General features: G+C 62.1%; 16 protein-coding genes and 1 tRNA gene. 5 read left to right on the forward strand and 12 right to left on the reverse strand.

The window, feature by feature from the left end:
* Positions 1–8 precede the first annotated feature (8 nt).
* The 3 genes from F7P65_RS08630 to F7P65_RS08640 all read right to left on the reverse strand — a co-directional run bounded on the left by F7P65_RS08630 (position 9) and on the right by F7P65_RS08640 (position 3,612).
* Positions 9–1,034 (reverse strand): aspartate-semialdehyde dehydrogenase, encoded by a 1,026-nt coding sequence (locus F7P65_RS08630; RefSeq protein ID WP_150291335.1) that lies wholly within the window; start codon positions 1,032–1,034, stop codon positions 9–11.
* A gap of 152 nt (positions 1,035–1,186) precedes the next feature.
* Entirely contained in the window at positions 1,187–3,412 is a 2,226-nt protein-coding gene (locus F7P65_RS08635; protein WP_150291336.1) for a S9 family peptidase, read from the reverse strand.
* A gap of 125 nt (positions 3,413–3,537) precedes the next feature.
* Positions 3,538–3,612: transfer RNA gene (locus tag F7P65_RS08640), tRNA-Val, on the reverse strand.
* Positions 3,613–3,746: 134 nt separating this feature from the next.
* Between F7P65_RS08640 and F7P65_RS08645 the strand changes: the two genes are divergently transcribed.
* Entirely contained in the window at positions 3,747–3,875 is a 129-nt protein-coding gene (locus F7P65_RS08645; RefSeq protein WP_150291337.1) for an entericidin A/B family lipoprotein, read from the forward strand.
* A gap of 52 nt (positions 3,876–3,927) precedes the next feature.
* Here the strand turns inward: F7P65_RS08645 and F7P65_RS08650 are convergent, their stop codons facing one another.
* The gene (locus F7P65_RS08650) at positions 3,928–4,116 is read right to left on the reverse strand and encodes a hypothetical protein (protein WP_150291413.1); all 189 of its coding nucleotides are present in this window, start codon (positions 4,114–4,116) and stop codon (positions 3,928–3,930) included.
* Positions 4,117–4,288: 172 nt separating this feature from the next.
* Here F7P65_RS08650 and hslV point away from each other — a divergent pair, with 172 nt between their 5' ends.
* Together hslV and hslU are read left to right on the forward strand one after the other, a co-directional pair.
* Complete coding sequence (gene hslV / locus F7P65_RS08655) at positions 4,289–4,867, forward strand: ATP-dependent protease subunit HslV (protein ID WP_150291338.1); 579 nt, start codon at positions 4,289–4,291, stop codon at positions 4,865–4,867.
* Between the two features lie 28 nt (positions 4,868–4,895).
* Positions 4,896–6,197: an ATP-dependent protease ATPase subunit HslU gene (hslU, locus tag F7P65_RS08660; RefSeq protein ID WP_150291339.1), complete on the forward strand. Its 1,302-nt coding sequence runs from the start codon at positions 4,896–4,898 to the stop codon at positions 6,195–6,197.
* 41 nt (positions 6,198–6,238) lie between these two features.
* Here hslU and proS read toward each other — a convergent pair whose 3' ends face one another.
* Together proS and phaR are read right to left on the reverse strand one after the other, a co-directional pair.
* On the reverse strand, positions 6,239–7,765 hold the full coding sequence (proS, locus tag F7P65_RS08665; protein WP_150291414.1) for a proline--tRNA ligase: 1,527 nt from the start codon (positions 7,763–7,765) through the stop codon (positions 6,239–6,241).
* Between the two features lie 71 nt (positions 7,766–7,836).
* The gene (gene phaR / locus F7P65_RS08670; RefSeq protein WP_150291340.1) at positions 7,837–8,427 is read right to left on the reverse strand and encodes a polyhydroxyalkanoate synthesis repressor PhaR; all 591 of its coding nucleotides are present in this window, start codon (positions 8,425–8,427) and stop codon (positions 7,837–7,839) included.
* On the opposite strand from phaR, the gene F7P65_RS08675 reads away from it, so the two are divergent.
* Together F7P65_RS08675 and F7P65_RS08680 are read left to right on the forward strand one after the other, a co-directional pair.
* A complete protein-coding gene (locus F7P65_RS08675) occupies positions 8,426–9,514 on the forward strand; it encodes an alpha/beta hydrolase (protein WP_150291341.1) in 1,089 nt (362 codons plus the stop codon). The genes phaR and F7P65_RS08675 overlap by 2 nt on opposite strands.
* 50 nt (positions 9,515–9,564) lie before the next feature.
* Positions 9,565–10,737, forward strand: a complete 1,173-nt coding sequence (locus tag F7P65_RS08680; RefSeq protein ID WP_150291342.1) for an acetyl-CoA C-acetyltransferase — start codon at positions 9,565–9,567, stop codon at positions 10,735–10,737.
* Between the two features lie 143 nt (positions 10,738–10,880).
* On the opposite strand, the gene alr is transcribed toward F7P65_RS08680, so the two are convergent.
* The 6 genes from alr to mce form a co-directional block, all read right to left on the reverse strand.
* On the reverse strand, positions 10,881–11,927 hold the full coding sequence (alr, locus tag F7P65_RS08685) for an alanine racemase (protein ID WP_150291343.1): 1,047 nt from the start codon (positions 11,925–11,927) through the stop codon (positions 10,881–10,883).
* 83 nt (positions 11,928–12,010) lie between these two features.
* Positions 12,011–12,382, reverse strand: a complete 372-nt coding sequence (locus tag F7P65_RS08690; RefSeq protein WP_150291344.1) for a tRNA-binding protein — start codon at positions 12,380–12,382, stop codon at positions 12,011–12,013.
* 86 nt (positions 12,383–12,468) lie between these two features.
* Entirely contained in the window at positions 12,469–14,469 is a 2,001-nt protein-coding gene (locus F7P65_RS08695) for an acetyl-CoA carboxylase biotin carboxylase subunit (protein ID WP_150291345.1), read from the reverse strand.
* A gap of 102 nt (positions 14,470–14,571) precedes the next feature.
* Positions 14,572–15,570, reverse strand: coding sequence for a biotin synthase BioB (gene bioB / locus F7P65_RS08700; protein ID WP_150291346.1), 999 nt, complete (start codon positions 15,568–15,570; stop codon positions 14,572–14,574).
* Entirely contained in the window at positions 15,570–17,723 is a 2,154-nt protein-coding gene (scpA, locus tag F7P65_RS08705; protein ID WP_150291347.1) for a methylmalonyl-CoA mutase, read from the reverse strand. Before scpA ends, bioB begins: the two co-directional genes overlap by 1 nt.
* Position 17,724: 1 nt before the next feature.
* Positions 17,725–18,165: a methylmalonyl-CoA epimerase gene (gene mce, locus F7P65_RS08710; RefSeq protein ID WP_150291348.1), complete on the reverse strand. Its 441-nt coding sequence runs from the start codon at positions 18,163–18,165 to the stop codon at positions 17,725–17,727.
* Positions 18,166–18,175 lie beyond the last annotated feature (10 nt).

Raw genomic sequence — 18,175 nt, forward strand, 5'->3', positions numbered from 1 at the left:
GAAAGGCCTTAGCCCTTCTTCAGGTGCCGGCGGCCCAGCAGTTCTGCAATCTGCACCGCGTTGAGCGCCGCGCCCTTGCGGAGATTGTCACTGACGCACCAAAGGTTCAGGCCGTTTTCAATGGTCGAATCCTCCCGCACGCGGCTGATGAAGGTCGCATAATCGCCCACGCACTCGACCGGGGTGACGTAACCGCCATCCTCGCGCTTGTCGACGAGCATCACGCCCGGCGCTTCCCGCAGAATATCCTGCGCTTCCTTGGCCGAGATTTCCTTCTCGAACTCGATGTTCAGTGCTTCGGAATGACCGACGAACACCGGAACGCGCACGCAGGTCGCCGTGACCTTCACCTTGGGATCGAGTATCTTCTTGGTTTCCGCAACCATCTTCCATTCTTCCTTGGTCGAGCCATCGTCCAGGAAAACGTCGATATGCGGGATCACGTTGAAGGCGATCTGCTTGGTGAACTTCTTGGGCTCGGCCGGATCGCCGACGAAGATGTTGCGCGATTGCTCGAACAGTTCGTCCATCCCTTCCTTGCCTGCGCCGGAAACCGACTGGTAAGTGGCGACGACGACGCGCTTGATCTTCGCAGCGTCATGAAGCGGCTTCAGCGCCACGACCATCTGCGCGGTCGAGCAGTTCGGGTTCGCGATGATGTTCTTCTTCGTATAGCCGTCGATCGCATCCGGGTTCACTTCGGGCACGATCAGCGGCACGTCCGGGTCCATGCGGTAGAGCGACGAATTGTCGATCACCACGCAGCCGGCGGCAGCCGCCTTGGGCGCATATTCGGCCGTCGGGCCGGAGCCTGCGGCGAACAGAGCAATATCCCATCCGGTGAAGTCGAAATGCTCGATATTCTTGCATTTGAGCGTCTTGCCGGTGTCACCGAAATCAATTTCGGTGCCCTGCGACCGGGGCGAAGCAACCGCCGCGATCTCGTCAATAGGGAACTCGCGCTCGGCGAGAATGGTCAGCATCTCGCGGCCCACATTACCGGTGGCACCAACGACGACGACCTTGTAGCCCATGACTTAACACTCCACTCCATGCAAAATTGCGGAGTGGGCGCCATAGCGGCATTGCGCCGTTTGTCCAGAGACAAGCAGTTTATTGCGTCAAAGCGCGGCTTTTGCTGCCCGACGTTGCCGCAGATTTTGCGCCGCGGCAACGTCCTTGCGCGTCATTTCGTGGAGGTTTCCGGCGCCAAGACATGGCGGGCGAGGAAATCTTCTATCGTGCGCCACAGATGCACGCTGATGCCCGGCCCGCCGACGCGGTGGGTCTGGCCCGGATAAACCATCATCTCGAACGGCACGGCGGCACCCTGCATCTTGGCCATCAGCGCCGTCGAATTGTCGAACACCACATTATCGTCCGACATGCCGTGGATCAGGAGCAGCGGGTCCTTGATCTTCACGGCCTCATCCACCGCGTCCGAACCGGGATAGGCGCTGGGCTGTTCCTGCGGCTTGCCGAGATAGCGTTCTGTATAATGGGTGTCGTACAATTCCCACTTCGTAACGGGAGCGCCCGCAATCGCGGCGAAAAAGGTGCCCGGCGCCTTCTCCAGCATTTTCAAGGACATATATCCGCCATAGGACCAGCCATAGGTCGCAATCCGCTGGGGATCGACATAGGGTTGCGACCTGAGCCACTCGACACCCTTCAACTGGTCCTCAACCTCGACCGTGCCCATGGCGTGGTAGATCTGATCCTCGAAAGCCTTGCCGCGATCCGGCGTGCCGCGATTGTCGACGACGAATACGATCCAGCCCTTGTCCACCAGATATTGATATATGGGCGAGCCCCAGGAATTCGTGACCTGGCGCCCGGTACCCGGCCCACCATAATGCAGCATGAAGACGGGATAGCGCTTCCCCGCCTCCAGCGGCGGCGTCATGATGCGGGTGTAGAGCGTCGACCCATCCGCCGCCTTGATGGTGCCGAACCTGGTCTTTGCATGGCTGGCGAGATAGGGCGCGTAAGGGTGGTCCCCCTTGATCGCATTCTCCGACAGCCATTGCAGTTGCTTGCCCGCGCTGTCGGCCAGATAGACCTGTTTGGGCTGATCCGTATTGCTGCGCGCGACGACAATCCGGCTGGTCGCGCCGTCCATCACGGCATCGTTCCACCAGCCGGTCGAGGTCAGCTGCCGGAGCGGCCCCGCCTTGGCGAGCGATGCTACGTAAAGCTGCTGCTCCAGCGGCGTTTCCTTGTTGCCTGTAAAATAGACAAGACCCTGGCCCTCATCAACGCCGACGACATCGCGGACTTCCCAATCGCCGCTGGTCAGCGCCGTCCACTTGCCGTCCCGCACATGATAGAGATGACCATGGCCGGTCTTCTCCGACCACCAGAGGAAGCTGCCGTCCTTGAGAGGATGGAAATTGTTGCTGAGGTTGATCCAGCTTTTCGCCTTTTCGGTCAGGATTACCCGGGCCTTGCCCGTCGCCGGTTCGACCGCGAGCAGGTCAAGCGTCTTCTGGTCGCGGCTCTCGCGCTGGACGTAGAGGGTCCGGCCGTCCTTCGACCAGTCGACGCGGGCGAGGTAAATGTCCTTCTCCGGTCCCAGATCGACTTTGACCTGCGATCCGCCGTCCGGCTTCATCACATACAGGTCGACCAGCGCATTGGGCTTGCCGGCCGCAGGATAGCGCTGCTCGTAAACCTTGGTCCCCTCGCCGCCAATGGCTGTGCGGGTGACGATGCCGACCGGGCTTTCATCGACGCGGGCGACGGCGATCAGCCTGTCGTCGGGCGACCACCAATAGCCGGTCCGCCGGTCCATTTCCTCCTGCGCCACGAATTCCGCCACGCCCCAGCTGAGTGTGTCGCTGGCGCCCTGCGTCAGTTGTTTCTCCGCACCGCCCATCGGCTGCACGAAGAAATTACCCCCGCGCACGAAGGACACATAGCCGCCCCTGGGGCTGACCACGCCGTTCAACTCACCATCTGGCGTGTCGGTGAGTCGCGTGACCTTGCCGTCCAGCGCGGCCAGATAAAGATCGCCATCGACCGGCACGAGGATCGACTTCCCATCCGGCGCCCAGTCATAGCTGACGATGCCGGTGCTGCCTGCCACCGAACGGTCGCGCTCCCGCTGCATTTTCTCCGTTTCGGAGAGTTCGGCGCCGCTTCCGGTCTTCTTGGAATCGACCAGCATGCGCTCAGCGCCCGTGGAGCTGTCCACCGCCCACAGGTCCAGCCGTTCTTTCTCGTCCTCCCGCGGTTTCAACAGCGTTATCAGCTTGCCGTCAGGCGACAGCTTCAAGGCCCGAGGCTGCGGCCCGGACAAATCAGGATTGGCAAATACACGCTCAAGCGTCAGCTTTTCCTGCGCTTGCGCGGAAATGACGGAAAGCATCAGCGCACCGACGGCCGCGCCGCATTTCAGATATGGCGACATTTTCATCCCTTGCCTGGCAGCGAAACCGCCGCATTCCACGCAGCGGAAATTAGCGCGATGCAGATGAAAAGATCAATGTTGGGAAATAATATTTCTCAAAACCATGACCTACTTCAAAAAGGTCATGGTGGGCGCGACAGGGATTGAACCTGTGACCCCACCCGTGTGAAGGGTGTGCTCTACCGCTGAGCTACGCGCCCCCTGTAAGGAGGAGGCGGCCATTGGCATCCGCTGCGTCGCCTGTCAAGCGGTGCACCAACCTATTTTCGGAAAATGGACTTATTCTCCTTTTGGGCGTTATAATCGATACGCTATCAAAAGGAGTGCATATCTCATGCGTCAAACTGTCGCGCTTGTCCTTGCAGGGCTGCTTCTCTCATCGCTTGCGGCCTGCAACACCGTGAAAGGTGCGGGCCGGGACATCCAATCCGTCGGCAGTGCCGGGGAACGGGCTATTCACTGATCCCGCAAGCGCGCGCTGGGTTCAAGTCGGACTCGGCGCTCGACGCCCCGAATTATTGAAGGATGCGGCCGATGACGGTCGCATCCTTTTCAAGACGCACACCGTCACAATCGGGTTCACCGCAATCGCAGGCGGAAATCGTATAGCGTACGCCGCACATCACCAAGACATCCTGGTCGAAGGAATAGTTGGATATTCCTGCCCGCTCGACCTTTTCCTGCGCCCTGACTTTGAGGGACATGAGATTTCCTCTCTGCAACATGCGACAATAATTGTTGCTGCATTGCACAATGTCAATCGACCCAGATTGGTTCCTGAACGAACTGAAATAAATCTGTCCAGAAAATGACACGATCCGACGCGTATGCTGGCGGCGCTTGCACGCCGCCGCCATCGCTCCCATATGCCGCGCCATGAACGACCAACACTCCAGCGCTCACGCCAGCAGCTTTCCGGTCTGGCATGGCACCACCATCATGTCGGTACGCAAAAACGGTAAGGTCATCGTGGCTGGCGACGGCCAGGTTTCCATGGGCCAGACAGTGATGAAGCCCAATGCCCGCAAGGTCCGTCGCCTCCACGATGGATCGGTCATAGGCGGCTTTGCCGGCGCGACGGCGGATGCCTTCACCCTCTTTGAGCGGCTTGAGGCCAAACTGGAACGCCATAACGGCCAACTGATGCGTGCCGCCGTGGAGTTGGCGAAGGATTGGCGGACGGACAAATATCTGCGCAATCTTGAAGCGATGATGATCGTCGCGGACAGGGAAGTGACGTTGATCCTCACCGGCAATGGCGATGTGCTGGAGCCGCTGGGCGGAGTCGCCGCCATTGGTTCGGGCGGCAATTTCGCGCTCGCCGCCGCCCGCGCGCTGGTGGAATATGAAGAGGACGCCGAAACCCTCGCCCGCAAGGCGATGGCCGTGGCGGCGGATATCTGCGTCTACACCAACGACCAGCTCGTCATCGAAGAGCTGGAAAGCGTGAACTGAGCTCTTTTCCCGGAATTTGCGGAACATCATGAACGACAATCTGACTCCCAAGGCCATCGTCGCCGCGCTGGACGCGCACATCATCGGTCAGGCCGACGCCAAGCGCGCTGTCGCCGTGGCGCTGCGGAATCGTTGGCGCAGACAGAGGCTTTCCGCCGACCTGCGCGATGAGGTGACGCCCAAGAATATTCTGATGATCGGCCCCACCGGCTGCGGCAAGACGGAGATCAGCCGCCGCCTCGCCAAGCTGGCCGATGCGCCCTTCGTGAAGGTCGAAGCGACCAAGTTCACCGAAGTCGGCTATGTCGGGCGCGACGTGGAGCAGATCGTGCGCGATCTGGTCGAGGAGGCCGTGCGCCTGGAGCGCGACCGGCGCCGCGAAGCGGTTCGCGAAGCCGCCTCCGAAGCCGCCATGGCGCGCCTGCTGGACGCTCTCACCGGCAAGGAAGCGAGCGAGGCGACCCGCCTCTCCTTCCGCCAGCGGATCGAAAACAGCCAGATGAATGACGTCGAGGTCGAGGTGGAAGTCGCCGATAGCCCTTCCATGCCGATGGAAATCCCCGGCATGGGCGGTCAGATCGGCATGATCAACCTCTCCGACATGATGTCCAAGGCTTTCGGCCAACAGCAGAAGAAGCGCCGCAAGCTGCGCGTCGCGGACGCCTGGGACAAGTTGGTTGAGGAGGAGCAAGACAAGCGGCTCGACCAGGACGATGTCGCCCGCGTCGCCATTTCCAGCGCGGAACAGAATGGCATCGTCTTCCTCGACGAGATCGACAAGATCGCGGTGAGCGATGTCCGCGGCGGCTCAGTCAGCCGTGAAGGCGTCCAGCGCGACCTGTTGCCGCTGATCGAGGGCACGACGGTTTCGACCAAATATGGCCCGCTCAAGACCGACCATATCCTCTTCATCGCTTCGGGCGCGTTCCATGTCGCGAAGCCCAGCGATCTGCTGCCGGAATTGCAGGGCCGCCTGCCGATCCGGGTGGAGCTGAAGGCGCTGACCGAGGATGATTTCGTGTCGATCCTCTCCGACACCAAGGCGAGCCTGGTTGCGCAATATCGCGCGCTGCTGGCGACCGAGGGCGTCACCATCGACCTGACGCCGGACGGCATCCGCGCAGTGGCGAAGATTGCGGCCGAGGTGAATAGCGAGGTCGAGAATATCGGCGCCCGCCGCCTCCAGACCGTCATGGAAAAACTGCTGGAGGATGTGAGCTTCGAAGCGGAGGATCGCCAGGGCGAAACGTTGGTTGTCGATGCGGCCTATGTCGATAAGCAGCTCGCCGTCGTTGCGCGCAACACCGACCTCAGCAAATACGTCCTGTAGATCCTGTCATCTCCCCTCCCCGCCTGGGAGGGGAGATCAAATCAGTAACTCCGCCCGACCAGCACGCGCTCCACGGCCTTCTCGCCGGTGAAGATGCACACGCCGTCAGCCGCTTCCGCATCCGTCGGTATGTTGCGCAGCGTCAGCTTCTCGCCCTTGAGCCACTCGACAACCTTGTCCAGAGCCGCGCCCGTCGGCTTGGCCCATTGGACCAGCGCCCAGCCGGGCTTCTTGCTCGCGTCGAAATAAGCCTTCAGCGCATCGAGCGATGTCATCGACTTGTCGATATTCCCCAGAAGCCGAGCCTGCGCGTCCGTGAACAGCGCCTGCTGAATCTCCGCCAGTATCCCTGTGGCGCGCCCAAGGAAATCTCCCTTCGCAACGATCTGGCTGTCCAGCTTGCCATCCTCGCGATAGAGACGGTCGCGGCGGATGACGGACACATTGCCGCCCGCGACATCGCGCCCGCCAACCTCGATCACGATCGGCGCACCCTTCTTGACCCAGCCCCAGCGCTTGTTCGCGGCCTTGGCCGGACGACGATCCAGCAACGCGCGCACCGGCTCGCGGAAGACGTCCTGCTTGTTGAGTTCCGTCACCAGTTCATTGCAATAGGCAAGGATCGCGGCATCCTCTTCCGTATCGCGCAGCATCGGCACGATGACGACCTGATAGGGGGCGATGCGTGGCGGCACGCGCAGGCCGTCATCGTCGCCATGCACCATGACGAGCCCGCCGATCATGCGCGTCGACATGCCCCAGCTCGTGGTTTGCGCCAGTTCCTGACTACCTTCGGCATTCTGGAACTTGATGTTCTGCGCCTGAGAGAAGGTCGTGCCCAGGAAATGCGACGTCCCCGCCTGCAAAGCCTTCCCATCCTGCATCATCGCTTCGATGGAATAGGTCGCGACGGCGCCGGGAAAGCGCTCATTTTCGGGCTTCTCGCCCGCGATGACGGGGAGCGCCACGCATTCCTCCGCGAATTCGCGATAGACTTCGAGCATCTTCATCGTCTCTTCCATCGCCTCATCGACGCTGGCGTGAGCCGTGTGCCCTTCCTGCCAAAGAAACTCGGCGGTACGCAGGAACATGCGCGTACGCATTTCCCAGCGGACGACATTGGCCCATTGATTGATGAGCACGGGAAGATCGCGCCAGCTCTGCACCCAGCGCGAGAAGGCCGCGCCGATCACCGTCTCCGAAGTCGGACGAACCACCAGCGGCTCTTCCAGCTTGGCCTCGGGATCGGGAACCAGTTTGCCGTCCTTCTGGATCAGGCGGTGATGGGTGACGACCGCCATTTCCTTGGCAAAGCCGTCGACATGCTCGGCCTCCTTCTCGAAATAGCTCAAGGGAATGAACAGCGGGAAATAGCAATTTTCGTGGCCGGTCGCCTTGATGCGCTCGTCCAGCAGCTTCTGCATCCGTTCCCAGATGCCATAGCCCCATGGGCGGATGACCATGCAGCCGCGCACGCCGCTTTCTTCGGCCATGTCGGCTTCGGAAATGACGGCCTGATACCAGGCGGCGAAATCCTGTTCGCGGGTAACGGAAAGGGCGTGCTTCACGGGATCGACCTTCATTTCGAGTGGATGGCGCGCCATAAGCCAAGCGCGCCGTCCATGTCGACCCCGAAGGCTTAAGTCAGCTTGTCTATCTTGGCATTGAGCGCGGCAAGTTGCGCCTTCAGTTCGGCAATCTCATCATCCTTGGCTTCATCGGATGCCGCTGACGGCACTGGCGAGGGAGAAGGCGTGGGCATTCCCGGCATCCCCGGCACTCCCGTGCCGAAAGCGCTCGCCGCCGCCTCGAACATCTGCATGTTGCGCTTGGCGATCTCGGCCAGCGGGCCGCCGCCGAAAGCGCCCTTCATGGCTTCCTGGAACTGCTGCTGGTTCTTGCGGAACGCCTCCATCGACGCTTCCAGATATTGCGGCACCATGGACTGCATGGAATCGCCATACATGGCGATCAACTGCCGCAGGAAGTTGACGGGCAGCATGTTCTTGCCCCGCTGCTCTTCCTCCATGATGATCTGCGTCAGGACATTATGCGTGATGTCCTCTCCGGTCTTCGCATCGACGACGACGAATTCGCGCCCCTCGCGAGTCATCTGCGACAAAAGATCCAGCGTGATGTAGCTCGACGTTTCTGTGTTATAGAGTCGCCTGTTAGCGTACTTCTTGATGACGACCGGCTCGGATTCGTTCGCGGTCTTAGATTTGGCCATGGATACCTCTCCCACACCTGTATTTTCCGCATTAGCACAGCCCAATGCCGCGTCGCAACATGGGCCGCGGCCGTTACCCCTTTTTCTCAATATTTTATGGCGCGAAACGCAAGACGATCCCGAACTGCGCCGCCGCGCTTTCCAGGGATTGCGGAAATATCAAGAGGCTAGCCGGCCATCGCCACCGCCAGCGCCGCCGACTTTCGCGTCCTCAGGCGGTGCCCGGCTGCTCCGCTATGGGGCGGACAATGGCCGCGCGCCGGTGGTTTTCGTGCCCTCGCTCATCAATCCGCCGCAGGTGCTCGACCTGTCGCCAAGCCGTTCCTTGCTGCGCCACATGGGTGCAGCAGGGCATGACGCCTATCTGGTCGACTGGGGCGTTCCGGCAGAGCATGACGCGGCATTGGGGCTGGACGGTCATGTGAGCGAGAGGTTGGTGCCATTGCTCCAATCCCTTGCGCGCGCTCCCATTCTGGTCGGATATTGCCTGGGCGGGAACCTTGCCATCGGCGCTGCGGCATCGATGGAAACCCGGGCCGTGGCGACAATCGCCACCCCGTGGAATTTCGATGGTTTCCCGGCGGCCGACCGCGATCAGATCGCAACCCTATGGCAGGGCGCAAAGCCCATGTGCGAACGGCTGGGCTATATCCCCATGGAGGTTCTGCAATCCGGCTTCTGGGCGATGGACCCGGCGCGGACGATCCGAAAATATGCGGCTTTCACCGAAATGCACGCCGGTTCCGAGGAAGAACGCGCCTTTCTGGCGGTGGAGGATTGGGCCAATGGCGGTCCCCCGTTAACGTTCGGCGCGGGCCGCGATCTTTTCGAAGAATTTTATGCTGCAAATGCGAGCGGCCTTGGCCGGTGGCATATTGGCGGCAAGCGGATCGATCCAGCCGACCTGACTTGTCCCACAGTTTCAATCCGTTCCGCGCAGGACCGCATCGTTCCTGCCGCAGCGGCGCCTGAAATGGCGGAAGAAGTGACATTGGCGCTGGGTCATGTGGGCATGATCGTCGGCGGCAACGCCCGACAGCGCCTGTGGGACCCTCTGTCCCAATGGCTTTGCACGCACGGCGGATGATGATATGTGCACCCGCGAAAACAATCACCCCGGAACCGAGGATCAAGACTTTGTCAGACATCGTCATTACCGCCGCCAAGCGCACCGCCGTCGGCAGCTTCATGGGCGCATTCGGCTCGACGCCCGCCCATGAACTGGGACGCACCGCGATCATCGCCGCTCTCGCTCAGGCCGGCGTCGCGCCGGAGGAAGTGGATGAGGTCATCCTCGGCCAGATCCTGACCGCTGGGCAGGGCCAGAACCCCGCCCGTCAGGCCGCCGTCAATGCCGGCATCCCGGTGGAACGCACCGCCATCGGCCTCAATCAACTCTGCGGATCGGGCCTGCGCGCGGTCGCGCTGGCGGCGCAGGCGATCCGGGCAGGCGATGCCCGCATCATGGTCGCTGGCGGCCAGGAAAACATGTCCCTTGCGCCCCATGCGCAATATCTGCGCGGCGGCGCCAAAATGGGCCCGATCTCGCTCATCGATACGATGACGCATGATGGCCTTACCGATGCTTTCCACAATTATCATATGGGCGTCACCGCCGAAAATCTGGCCGAAAAGTACCAGATCAGCCGCGAAGCCCAGGACGAATTCGCCGTCGCCAGCCAGAACAAGGCCGAAGCCGCCCGCGCTGCCGGCCGCTTCAAGGATGAGATCGTTCCCGTGACGATCAAGGGCCGCAAGGGCGACACTATCGTCGATGCCGACGAATATATCCGCGCGGGCGCAACGCTGGAGGCCATGCAGAGCCTCCGCCCGGCCTTCAAGAAGGACGGCACCGTGACCGCCGGCAACGCCAGCGGCATCAATGACGGGGCGGCCGCGCTGGTCGTGATGAGCGCGGAGGAAGCCGCCAAGCGTAACGCACCGGTTCTGGCGCGCATCGCCAGCTTCGCGACCTGCGGCGTCGATCCGGCGATCATGGGCATCGGCCCCGCCCCAGCGACCCGAAATGCGCTGGCGAAGGCAGGCTGGTCGCTGGCCGATCTCGACCTCATCGAAGCCAATGAAGCCTTCGCCGCGCAGGCGCTGGCCGTGGGGCAGGAACTGGGTTGGGACCCGAGCAAGGTCAATGTGAACGGCGGCGCCATCGCCATCGGCCACCCCGTCGGCGCTTCGGGCGCCCGCGTGCTGACCACGCTGATCTACGAAATGCAGAAGCGCGACGTGAAGAAAGGCCTCGCCACGCTATGCGTCGGCGGCGGCATGGGCGTTGCCATGTGCATCGAGCGCTAAGCCAAAGCTGAGCCGGATGAAAGGCCGCCGATCCTGGGAGGATCGGCGGCCTTTTTCGACTCATGCCAAGTCGCTGAGATGCCGACGCATCACGATTTGGAAACGCTCAGCGCCGCGCGGGCTTACCAGGATCCGGTGAGGCATCAATTCCAGAGCCGGTCGAACCTTGTGCCGAGCCCGGTCAGCAATTCATATTGCGACAAGCCTGAAATCCTGCCCGCTTCGTCGAGCTTGTAATCGACCGTCAGCCAATCCCCTTCCCCCACTTCGGGCAAGGTCGAGACATCCACCGCGGTCAGATCCATTGATACCCGTCCGATCACCGGCAGGACCATGTCCCCGGCCCGCATCCATCCACGCCCGGAAAACCCCCGCAAATAGCCGTCGGCATAACCCAGGTTCAGCACAGCGATTTCCATATCCGCTGTTGCAACATGGGTTGCATTATATCCGATTGTGTCCCCTGCCGGAACGCGGCGGCGCTGCAATATCTGCGCCTCGGGAAACACGACCTGCCGGATATGCCCCACCGCTTCGCTGCGCGGAATGCCGCCGTAAAGCGCCAGACCGGGCCGCGTCATATCGAAGCCATAAGTCGGCCCCAGGCAAATGCCGGCGCTGTTCGCCAGGCTGTACCGCGCCGCCGGGACGCTGGTGCGCAGCAGGGAAAAACGTTCAAGCTGCGTTTGGCTGAACGATGCATCCTCGTCGGCGGACACCAGATGACTGAGCAATGTCACGACGGTCAATCCGGCCGCCTGCCCCGCGACATCGCCCCGCCAGTCGAGGCCCAGCCGGTTCATGCCCGTGTCGACCATCACATCGCAGGGACCGCCATCGGCGGCCTTCCAGCGCGCAATCTGCCTTGGGCTGCAAAGCACCGGCCGGGCGCGGGAAGAAAGCGCGGTCGCCATATCTTCATCCCGCACGCCATGCAGCACCGAGAGGGATATGCCTTCCTCCACCAGAGGTTCCAGCGCCATGGCTTCCGCCCAGTTGGATACGAAAAAATCCCGGCAGCCCTCCGCCAGCAGGCGTCGCATCACCTCCACGGAGCCAAGCCCATATCCATTGGCTTTCACTGCCGCGCCACAGGCGGCGCCCCCGCCCTTCCCCTTCAGCCAACGCCAGTTGGAAAGCAGCGCGTCTTCATCCAGACGCAGGCGCAGCGGTGCAAAAAAATCAGCCATCCCCTGCGCATATCGGGTTGAAGCAGCCTTGTCATCGCCGGTTCGGCAGGTTCGTCGGCCAGCGGCACACAGCCCTCCGCCTGTCAGAACAGGCGCGCGCCATCGGGCACCGGCTTGTCCGGCGCGAACAGCCTCACCGCGCCGTTGCCATCGGCAAAGCCCACTATCAGCACTTCGGAAAGGAATTTGCCGATCTGACGCGGCGGAAAATTGACCACCGCAGCGACCTGCCGACCGGGCAGATCATCCACCCCGTAATTTTCCGTAATCTGTGCGCTCGATTTCCTGCGCCCAATTCCCGGGCCGAAATCTATCAGCAATTTATAGGCCGGATTGCGCGCTTCGGGATAAAGTTCGGCGTTCAGGATCGTGCCGATGCGGATGTCCACTTTCAGGAAGTCGTCGAAGCCAATCGGGTCGGCCGAGGGCGCATCGGGGGCGTGGGACAGGTGCATGGGAGCATCCTATCCGTTCGTGGCCAGCGGGTCGAGAGATCGGCAGCGCAGGGCTGCTCTCGTCGCGACCCGCCGGGAACCACCTGTTATTCCATCTCCAGAATGATCGCATCGACCGGCAGGCTCTCGCCCTGCGCGGCGGACACGCTCTTCACCACGCCCGCCTTTTGCGCGCGCAGGATATTCTCCATCTTCATTGCCTCGATCACGGCGAGCGGTTGGCCGGCCTCGACCTTGTCGCCTTCCTTGACGTGCAGCGCGACCAGCAGGCCCGGCATCGGGCAGATCAGGAAGCGCGACAGATCCGGCGGGATCTTTTCGATCATATGCTTGGCATGAACCGCGGCATGAGCCGGCAGAATGCGCAGCTTGTGGCTGGCACCATGAGCCGTCAGGACGAAGCCAGAACGCACCGCCGCGATCTTCACCGCCAGTTGTTCCTCGCCGAACTCAGCCTCGATCAGCCGGTCGCCGGGCGTATATTCCAGCGCCATGTCGAGTGCTTCGCCGTCGACACTCACGTCGTCGCCATTGATGACGACGTCATGGATGGCATCGCCGATCTTCACCTGCCAGTCCGTCGGCGCCTTGAGCTTCTTGCCCAACTGTCCGTCGATCCGGCGGGCGCGGTCGGCCTGCGCCATGGCGGCAAAGGCGCCAATGGCCGACAATTTCCTGAGCAGCGTCCCGGAGGCCGGAGCGCCCGTGAAGCCCTCGGGATATTCCTCGGCAATGAAGCCCGTGGTGATGTTGCCGGAGCGGAAACGCTCATGCTGCATCAGCGCGGAGACGAAATCGATATTATGGCCCGGCCCCTCGATCTCGAACTGGTCGAGCGCCGCGATCTGCTTGTCGATGGCCTCCAGACGGGTCGGCGCCCAGGTGACCAGCTTGGCGATCATCGGGTCGTAGAACATGCTGACCTCGCCACCCTCGACCACGCCGTCATCGACGCGCACAATGGCTCCATTCTCATCAGCGCCGGTCTCAGGCGGGTTGTACCGGATCAGGCGGCCCGTCGAGGGCAGGAAGCCGCGATAGGGGTCCTCGGCATAGACGCGGTTCTCGATCGACCAGCCGTTGATCTTCACATCCTCCTGACGGAAGGACAGTTCCTCGCCATTGGCGACGCGGATCATCTGTTCGACCAGATCGAGGCCGGTGATCTCTTCGGTGACCGGATGTTCCACCTGCAAACGGGTGTTCATTTCCAGGAAGTAGAAGCCGTCGCCGGTCTTGTCCGCGCCCGACACGATCAGTTCGACCGTGCCCGCGCTGAAATAGCCGACCGCGCGCGACAGGGCGACGCATTGCTCGCCCATCTTCTTGCGCATTTCCGGGCTGACGAAGGGCGACGGCGCTTCCTCGACCACCTTCTGGTGGCGGCGCTGGATCGAGCATTCGCGCTCGTTCAGATAGACGATGTTGCCGTGCTGGTCGCCCAGGATCTGGATTTCGATGTGGCGCGGGCTTTCGATGAACTTCTCGATGAACACGCGGTCGTCGCCGAAGCTGTTCAGCCCCTCGCGCTTGGTTGCCTCGAAGCCTTCGCGCACATCTTGCTCGCTATAGGCAAGGCGCATGCCCTTGCCGCCACCACCGGCGGAAGCCTTCATCATCACCGGATAGCCGATCTCGTTGGAGATGCGGACGGCATGCTCGGTATCCTCGATCACGCCGACGAAGCCGGGGACGACGTTAACGCCAGCCGCCTTGGCGAGTTTCTTGGACTCGATCTTGTCGCCCATCGCCGCAATCGCGTTGGCGGGCGGGCCGACGAAGATGATGCCCTCCGCGTCGAGCGCCTTGCGGAAGCTCTCGCGTTCGGAGAGGAAACCATAGCCCGGATGCACCGCATCAGCGCCAGTCGCCTTGCACGCCTCAATGATCTTGTCGGCGATCAGATAGGACTGAGCGGCGGGAGACGGCCCGACATGGACGGCTTCGTCGGCCATCAGCACATGCGGCGCGCGGGCATCCGCATCCGAATAGACCGCCACGGTCTTGATGCCCATCTTCCGCGCGGTGCGGATGACGCGGCATGCGATTTCGCCACGGTTCGCGATCAGGATCTTGGTGATTGCCATCTTGTGTCCTTGCCCAGTCCTATTCCTCTCGCCCCGCTTGGTGCGAGTTGTCGACGGCCAGCCCCCTCAAAAAGGAGCGTAGCCTTCGACCTGTACGTTGAATTATTCCGCCGCCTCCAGATGCCCGTGCGGCTGCGCCATCATCGGCGTCAGCCCGAGCTTCGAAAGCAGCGCGCTATCCTTGTCATCCCCGGCATTGGCTGCGGTCAGCAGCTTGTCGCCGGTGAAGATGCTGTTCGCCCCCGCCATGAAGCAGAGCGCCTGACAGGCCTCGCTCATGCTTTCACGCCCGGCGGAAAGCCGAACCATCGATTGCGGCATGACGATCCGCGCCACGGCGACGGTGCGGACGAACTCCACCTCGTCGATCTTGGCGAGCGGCGTGTCCTTGAGCATGTCGCCCAGCACGGTCCCGGCCACCGGCACCAGCGCGTTGATCGGCACGCTTTCGGGATGCGGCATGGTGCCCAGCGCATGGAGGAAGCCGATGCGGTCGCTCCGCGTCTCGCCCATGCCGACGATCCCGCCGCAGCATACATTGATGCCCGCGTCGCGGACATTTTCCAGCGTCTCGATCCGGTCCTCGAAAGTCCGGGTGGTGATGACGTTGGCGTAATTTTCCGGCGAAGTGTCGATATTGTGGTTGTAATAATCGAGGCCAGCATCGGCCAACTGCTTCGCCTGATCGGACGACAGCATGCCCAGCGTCATGCAGGTTTCCATGCCCATCTGGCGCACGCCCTTCACCATTTCGATGAGCTTGGGCATGTCCCGTTCCTTGGGATTGCGCCACGCCGCGCCCATGCAGAAACGGCCCGAGCCATGATCCTTCGCCTGCGCCGCCGCCTGGAGCACGGCCTGCACGTCCATCAGCTTGGTCGCTTTCAGGCCGCTTTCCGCCTCGGTCGACTGGCTGCAATAGCCGCAATCCTCCGGGCAGCCGCCGGTCTTGATCGAAAGCAGGGTCGATAGCTGCACTTCATTGCGCGGGAAAGTCGCACGATGGATCGACTGCGCCTCGAACATCAGGTCGTTGAAGGGCAGGTCGAACAGCGCGGCGATCTCGTCGCGGGTCCAGTCGGTGCGGGCGTCTATGGTCATTACGCGGCTTCCTCTAGCCCCGCCGGGGGCATGTTGTGGCCGAGGAGGCGCAGCACATCGGCGGCGCATTCCACGACGTTGGAGCCCGGTCCATAAATGCCCTGAACGCCTGCGTCACGGAGGAAGTCATAATCCTGAGGCGGAATGACCCCGCCCGCGATCACCTTGATGTCGTTGCGGCCCTTTTCCCGAAGCTGCCTGATGAGTTCGGGGATCAGCGTTTTATGCCCCGCCGCCAGCGACGAAGCGCCCACGACGTCCACGCCGCTGTCGAGCGCCAGAACCACCGTTTCCTCCGGCGTCTGGAACAACGGACCCGAGACGATTTCGAAGCCCATGTCTCCAAAAGCGGACGCAATCACGTTGGCGCCCCGGTCATGACCGTCCTGCCCCATCTTGGCGATAAGGATTTTCGGTTTGCGACCGAGGCGCCGCTCGACGGCCTGCACCCCGTCAAGAACCTGTTTCCAGCGACTGTCTTCCGCATAGGGCTTGGAATAAACGCCTTTCACCGGTGTCGGCACCGTGCCGTAACGGTTGAAGCTGTCTTCCATGGCCGCGGAAATTTCGCCCAGCGTTGCGCGAGCACGGGCCGCCTCTACCGCATGGGCGAGGAGGTTGTTCTCGATCGACTGCGGACCGGCAGCAGCCTGACGCAGCGCTTCCAGCGCGGCCTGGCAAGCGGCCTCGTCGCGCGCGGCCTTGACCCGGTTAATGCGCGCGATCTGCGCTTCACGAACCTTGGTGTTGTCGACCTCCAGCGTTTCCAGCAGGTCTTCGTTCGCGAGGCGATATTTGTTGACGCCGACGATGACGTCCTCGCCCCGGTCGACGCGTGCCTGACGAGCGGCGGCGGCGGTCTCGATCATCGCCTTGGGCCAGCCGGCGCCCACGGCCTTCGCCATGCCGCCTTCCGCTTCCACGCGGTCGATGATCTCCTGCGCGGCGTCGACCAGTTGCTGGGTCAGCGCCTCGATATAATAGCTGCCACCCAGCGGATCGACGACATTGCACATGCCGGTCTCTTCCTGGATGACGATCTGCGTGTTGCGCGCGATGCGGGCCGAGAAATCGGTCGGCAACGCAATCGCCTCGTCCAGCGCGTTGGTGTGCAGCGACTGGGTGCCGCCCAGCATCGCCGCCATCGCCTCGATGGTGGTGCGCATGACGTTGTTATAGGGGTCCTGCTCGGTCAGGGACACGCCCGACGTCTGGCAATGGGTGCGCAGCATCTTGGAGCGTTCGTCCTGCGCGCCCAGCTTGGTCATCACCCGATGCCACAGCACACGGGCGGCGCGCAGCTTGGCGATCTCCATGAAGAAATTCATGCCGATGGCGAAGAAGAAGCTCAAACGCCCGGCGAACTTGTCGATGTCGAGGCCCGACGCCACGCCGTAGCGCACATATTCCGCGCCATCCGCGATGGTGAAGGCCAGTTCCTGCACCTGCGTCGCCCCGGCTTCCTGCATATGATAGCCGGAGATGGAGATGCTGTTGAACTTGGGCATCTCGCGGCTGGTATAGCCGAAAATGTCCGAGATAATCCGCATCGAGGGTTCGGGCGGATAGATATAGGTGTTGCGGACCATGAACTCCTTCAGAATGTCGTTCTGAATGGTTCCGTCCAGCAGCTTGCGCTCGACCCCCTGCTCCTCGCCCGCGACGATGAAGAAGGCGAGGATCGGGATCACCGCGCCGTTCATGGTCATGGACACCGACATCTTGTCGAGCGGAATGCCGTCGAACAGGATTTTCATGTCCTCGATCGTGTCGATGGCCACGCCCGCCTTGCCGACGTCGCCGACGACGCGCGGATGGTCGCTGTCATAGCCGCGATGCGTCGCAAGGTCGAAAGCGACGCTGAGGCCCTTCTGACCGGCCGCGAGGTTGCGGCGATAGAAGGCATTGGATTCCTCGGCAGTCGAGAAGCCCGCATATTGCCGGATGGTCCAGGGACGGCCCGCATACATGGATGCGCGCACCCCGCGCGTGAACGGCGCGAAACCGGGAAGGCCCGGATCGACGGTCACATCTTCTGCGGTATAGAGCGGCTTGACGGTGATCCCCTCCGGCGTTTGCCAGTTAAGGTCCTTGCCCTTTACCTCCTTGGCGGCGGCGGTGCTCCATTGATCCAGCATCGGCTTCTCGGTCATATCAATGCGCGCCCTCTTTCGGCGTTTCCATGATTTCAGTCAGCACCCCGTTCATGTCCTTGGGGTGGACGAAGAAGATCAGCGTGCCATGCGCACCGATGCGCGGTTCGCCCAGCACCTTTTTGCCCATCCCTTCGAACCAGGCCTTGGCCTCATGAATGTCGGGCACTTCATAGCACATATGATGCTGCCCGCCCGCCGGGTTCTTGGCGATGAAACCATGGATGGGGCTGTTCTCGCCCAACGGCTCGATCAGTTCGATCTGCGTGCCGTTGGTGCCATTCTCGCCCGGCGTATCGACGAAACACACCTTCACTCCCTGCGCGGGCAGGTCGAAGGGCTCATGCGTGATCGTCGCACCCATGACATCGCGATAATAGGCGATGCTCGCTTCGAGCGAAGGCGTCGCGACGCCGATATGATTAAGACGGCCGAGTTTCATGGCTACCCTC

This window comes from Sphingobium estronivorans (genome assembly GCF_008692605.1).
Lineage (GTDB): Bacteria > Pseudomonadota > Alphaproteobacteria > Sphingomonadales > Sphingomonadaceae > Sphingobium > Sphingobium estronivorans.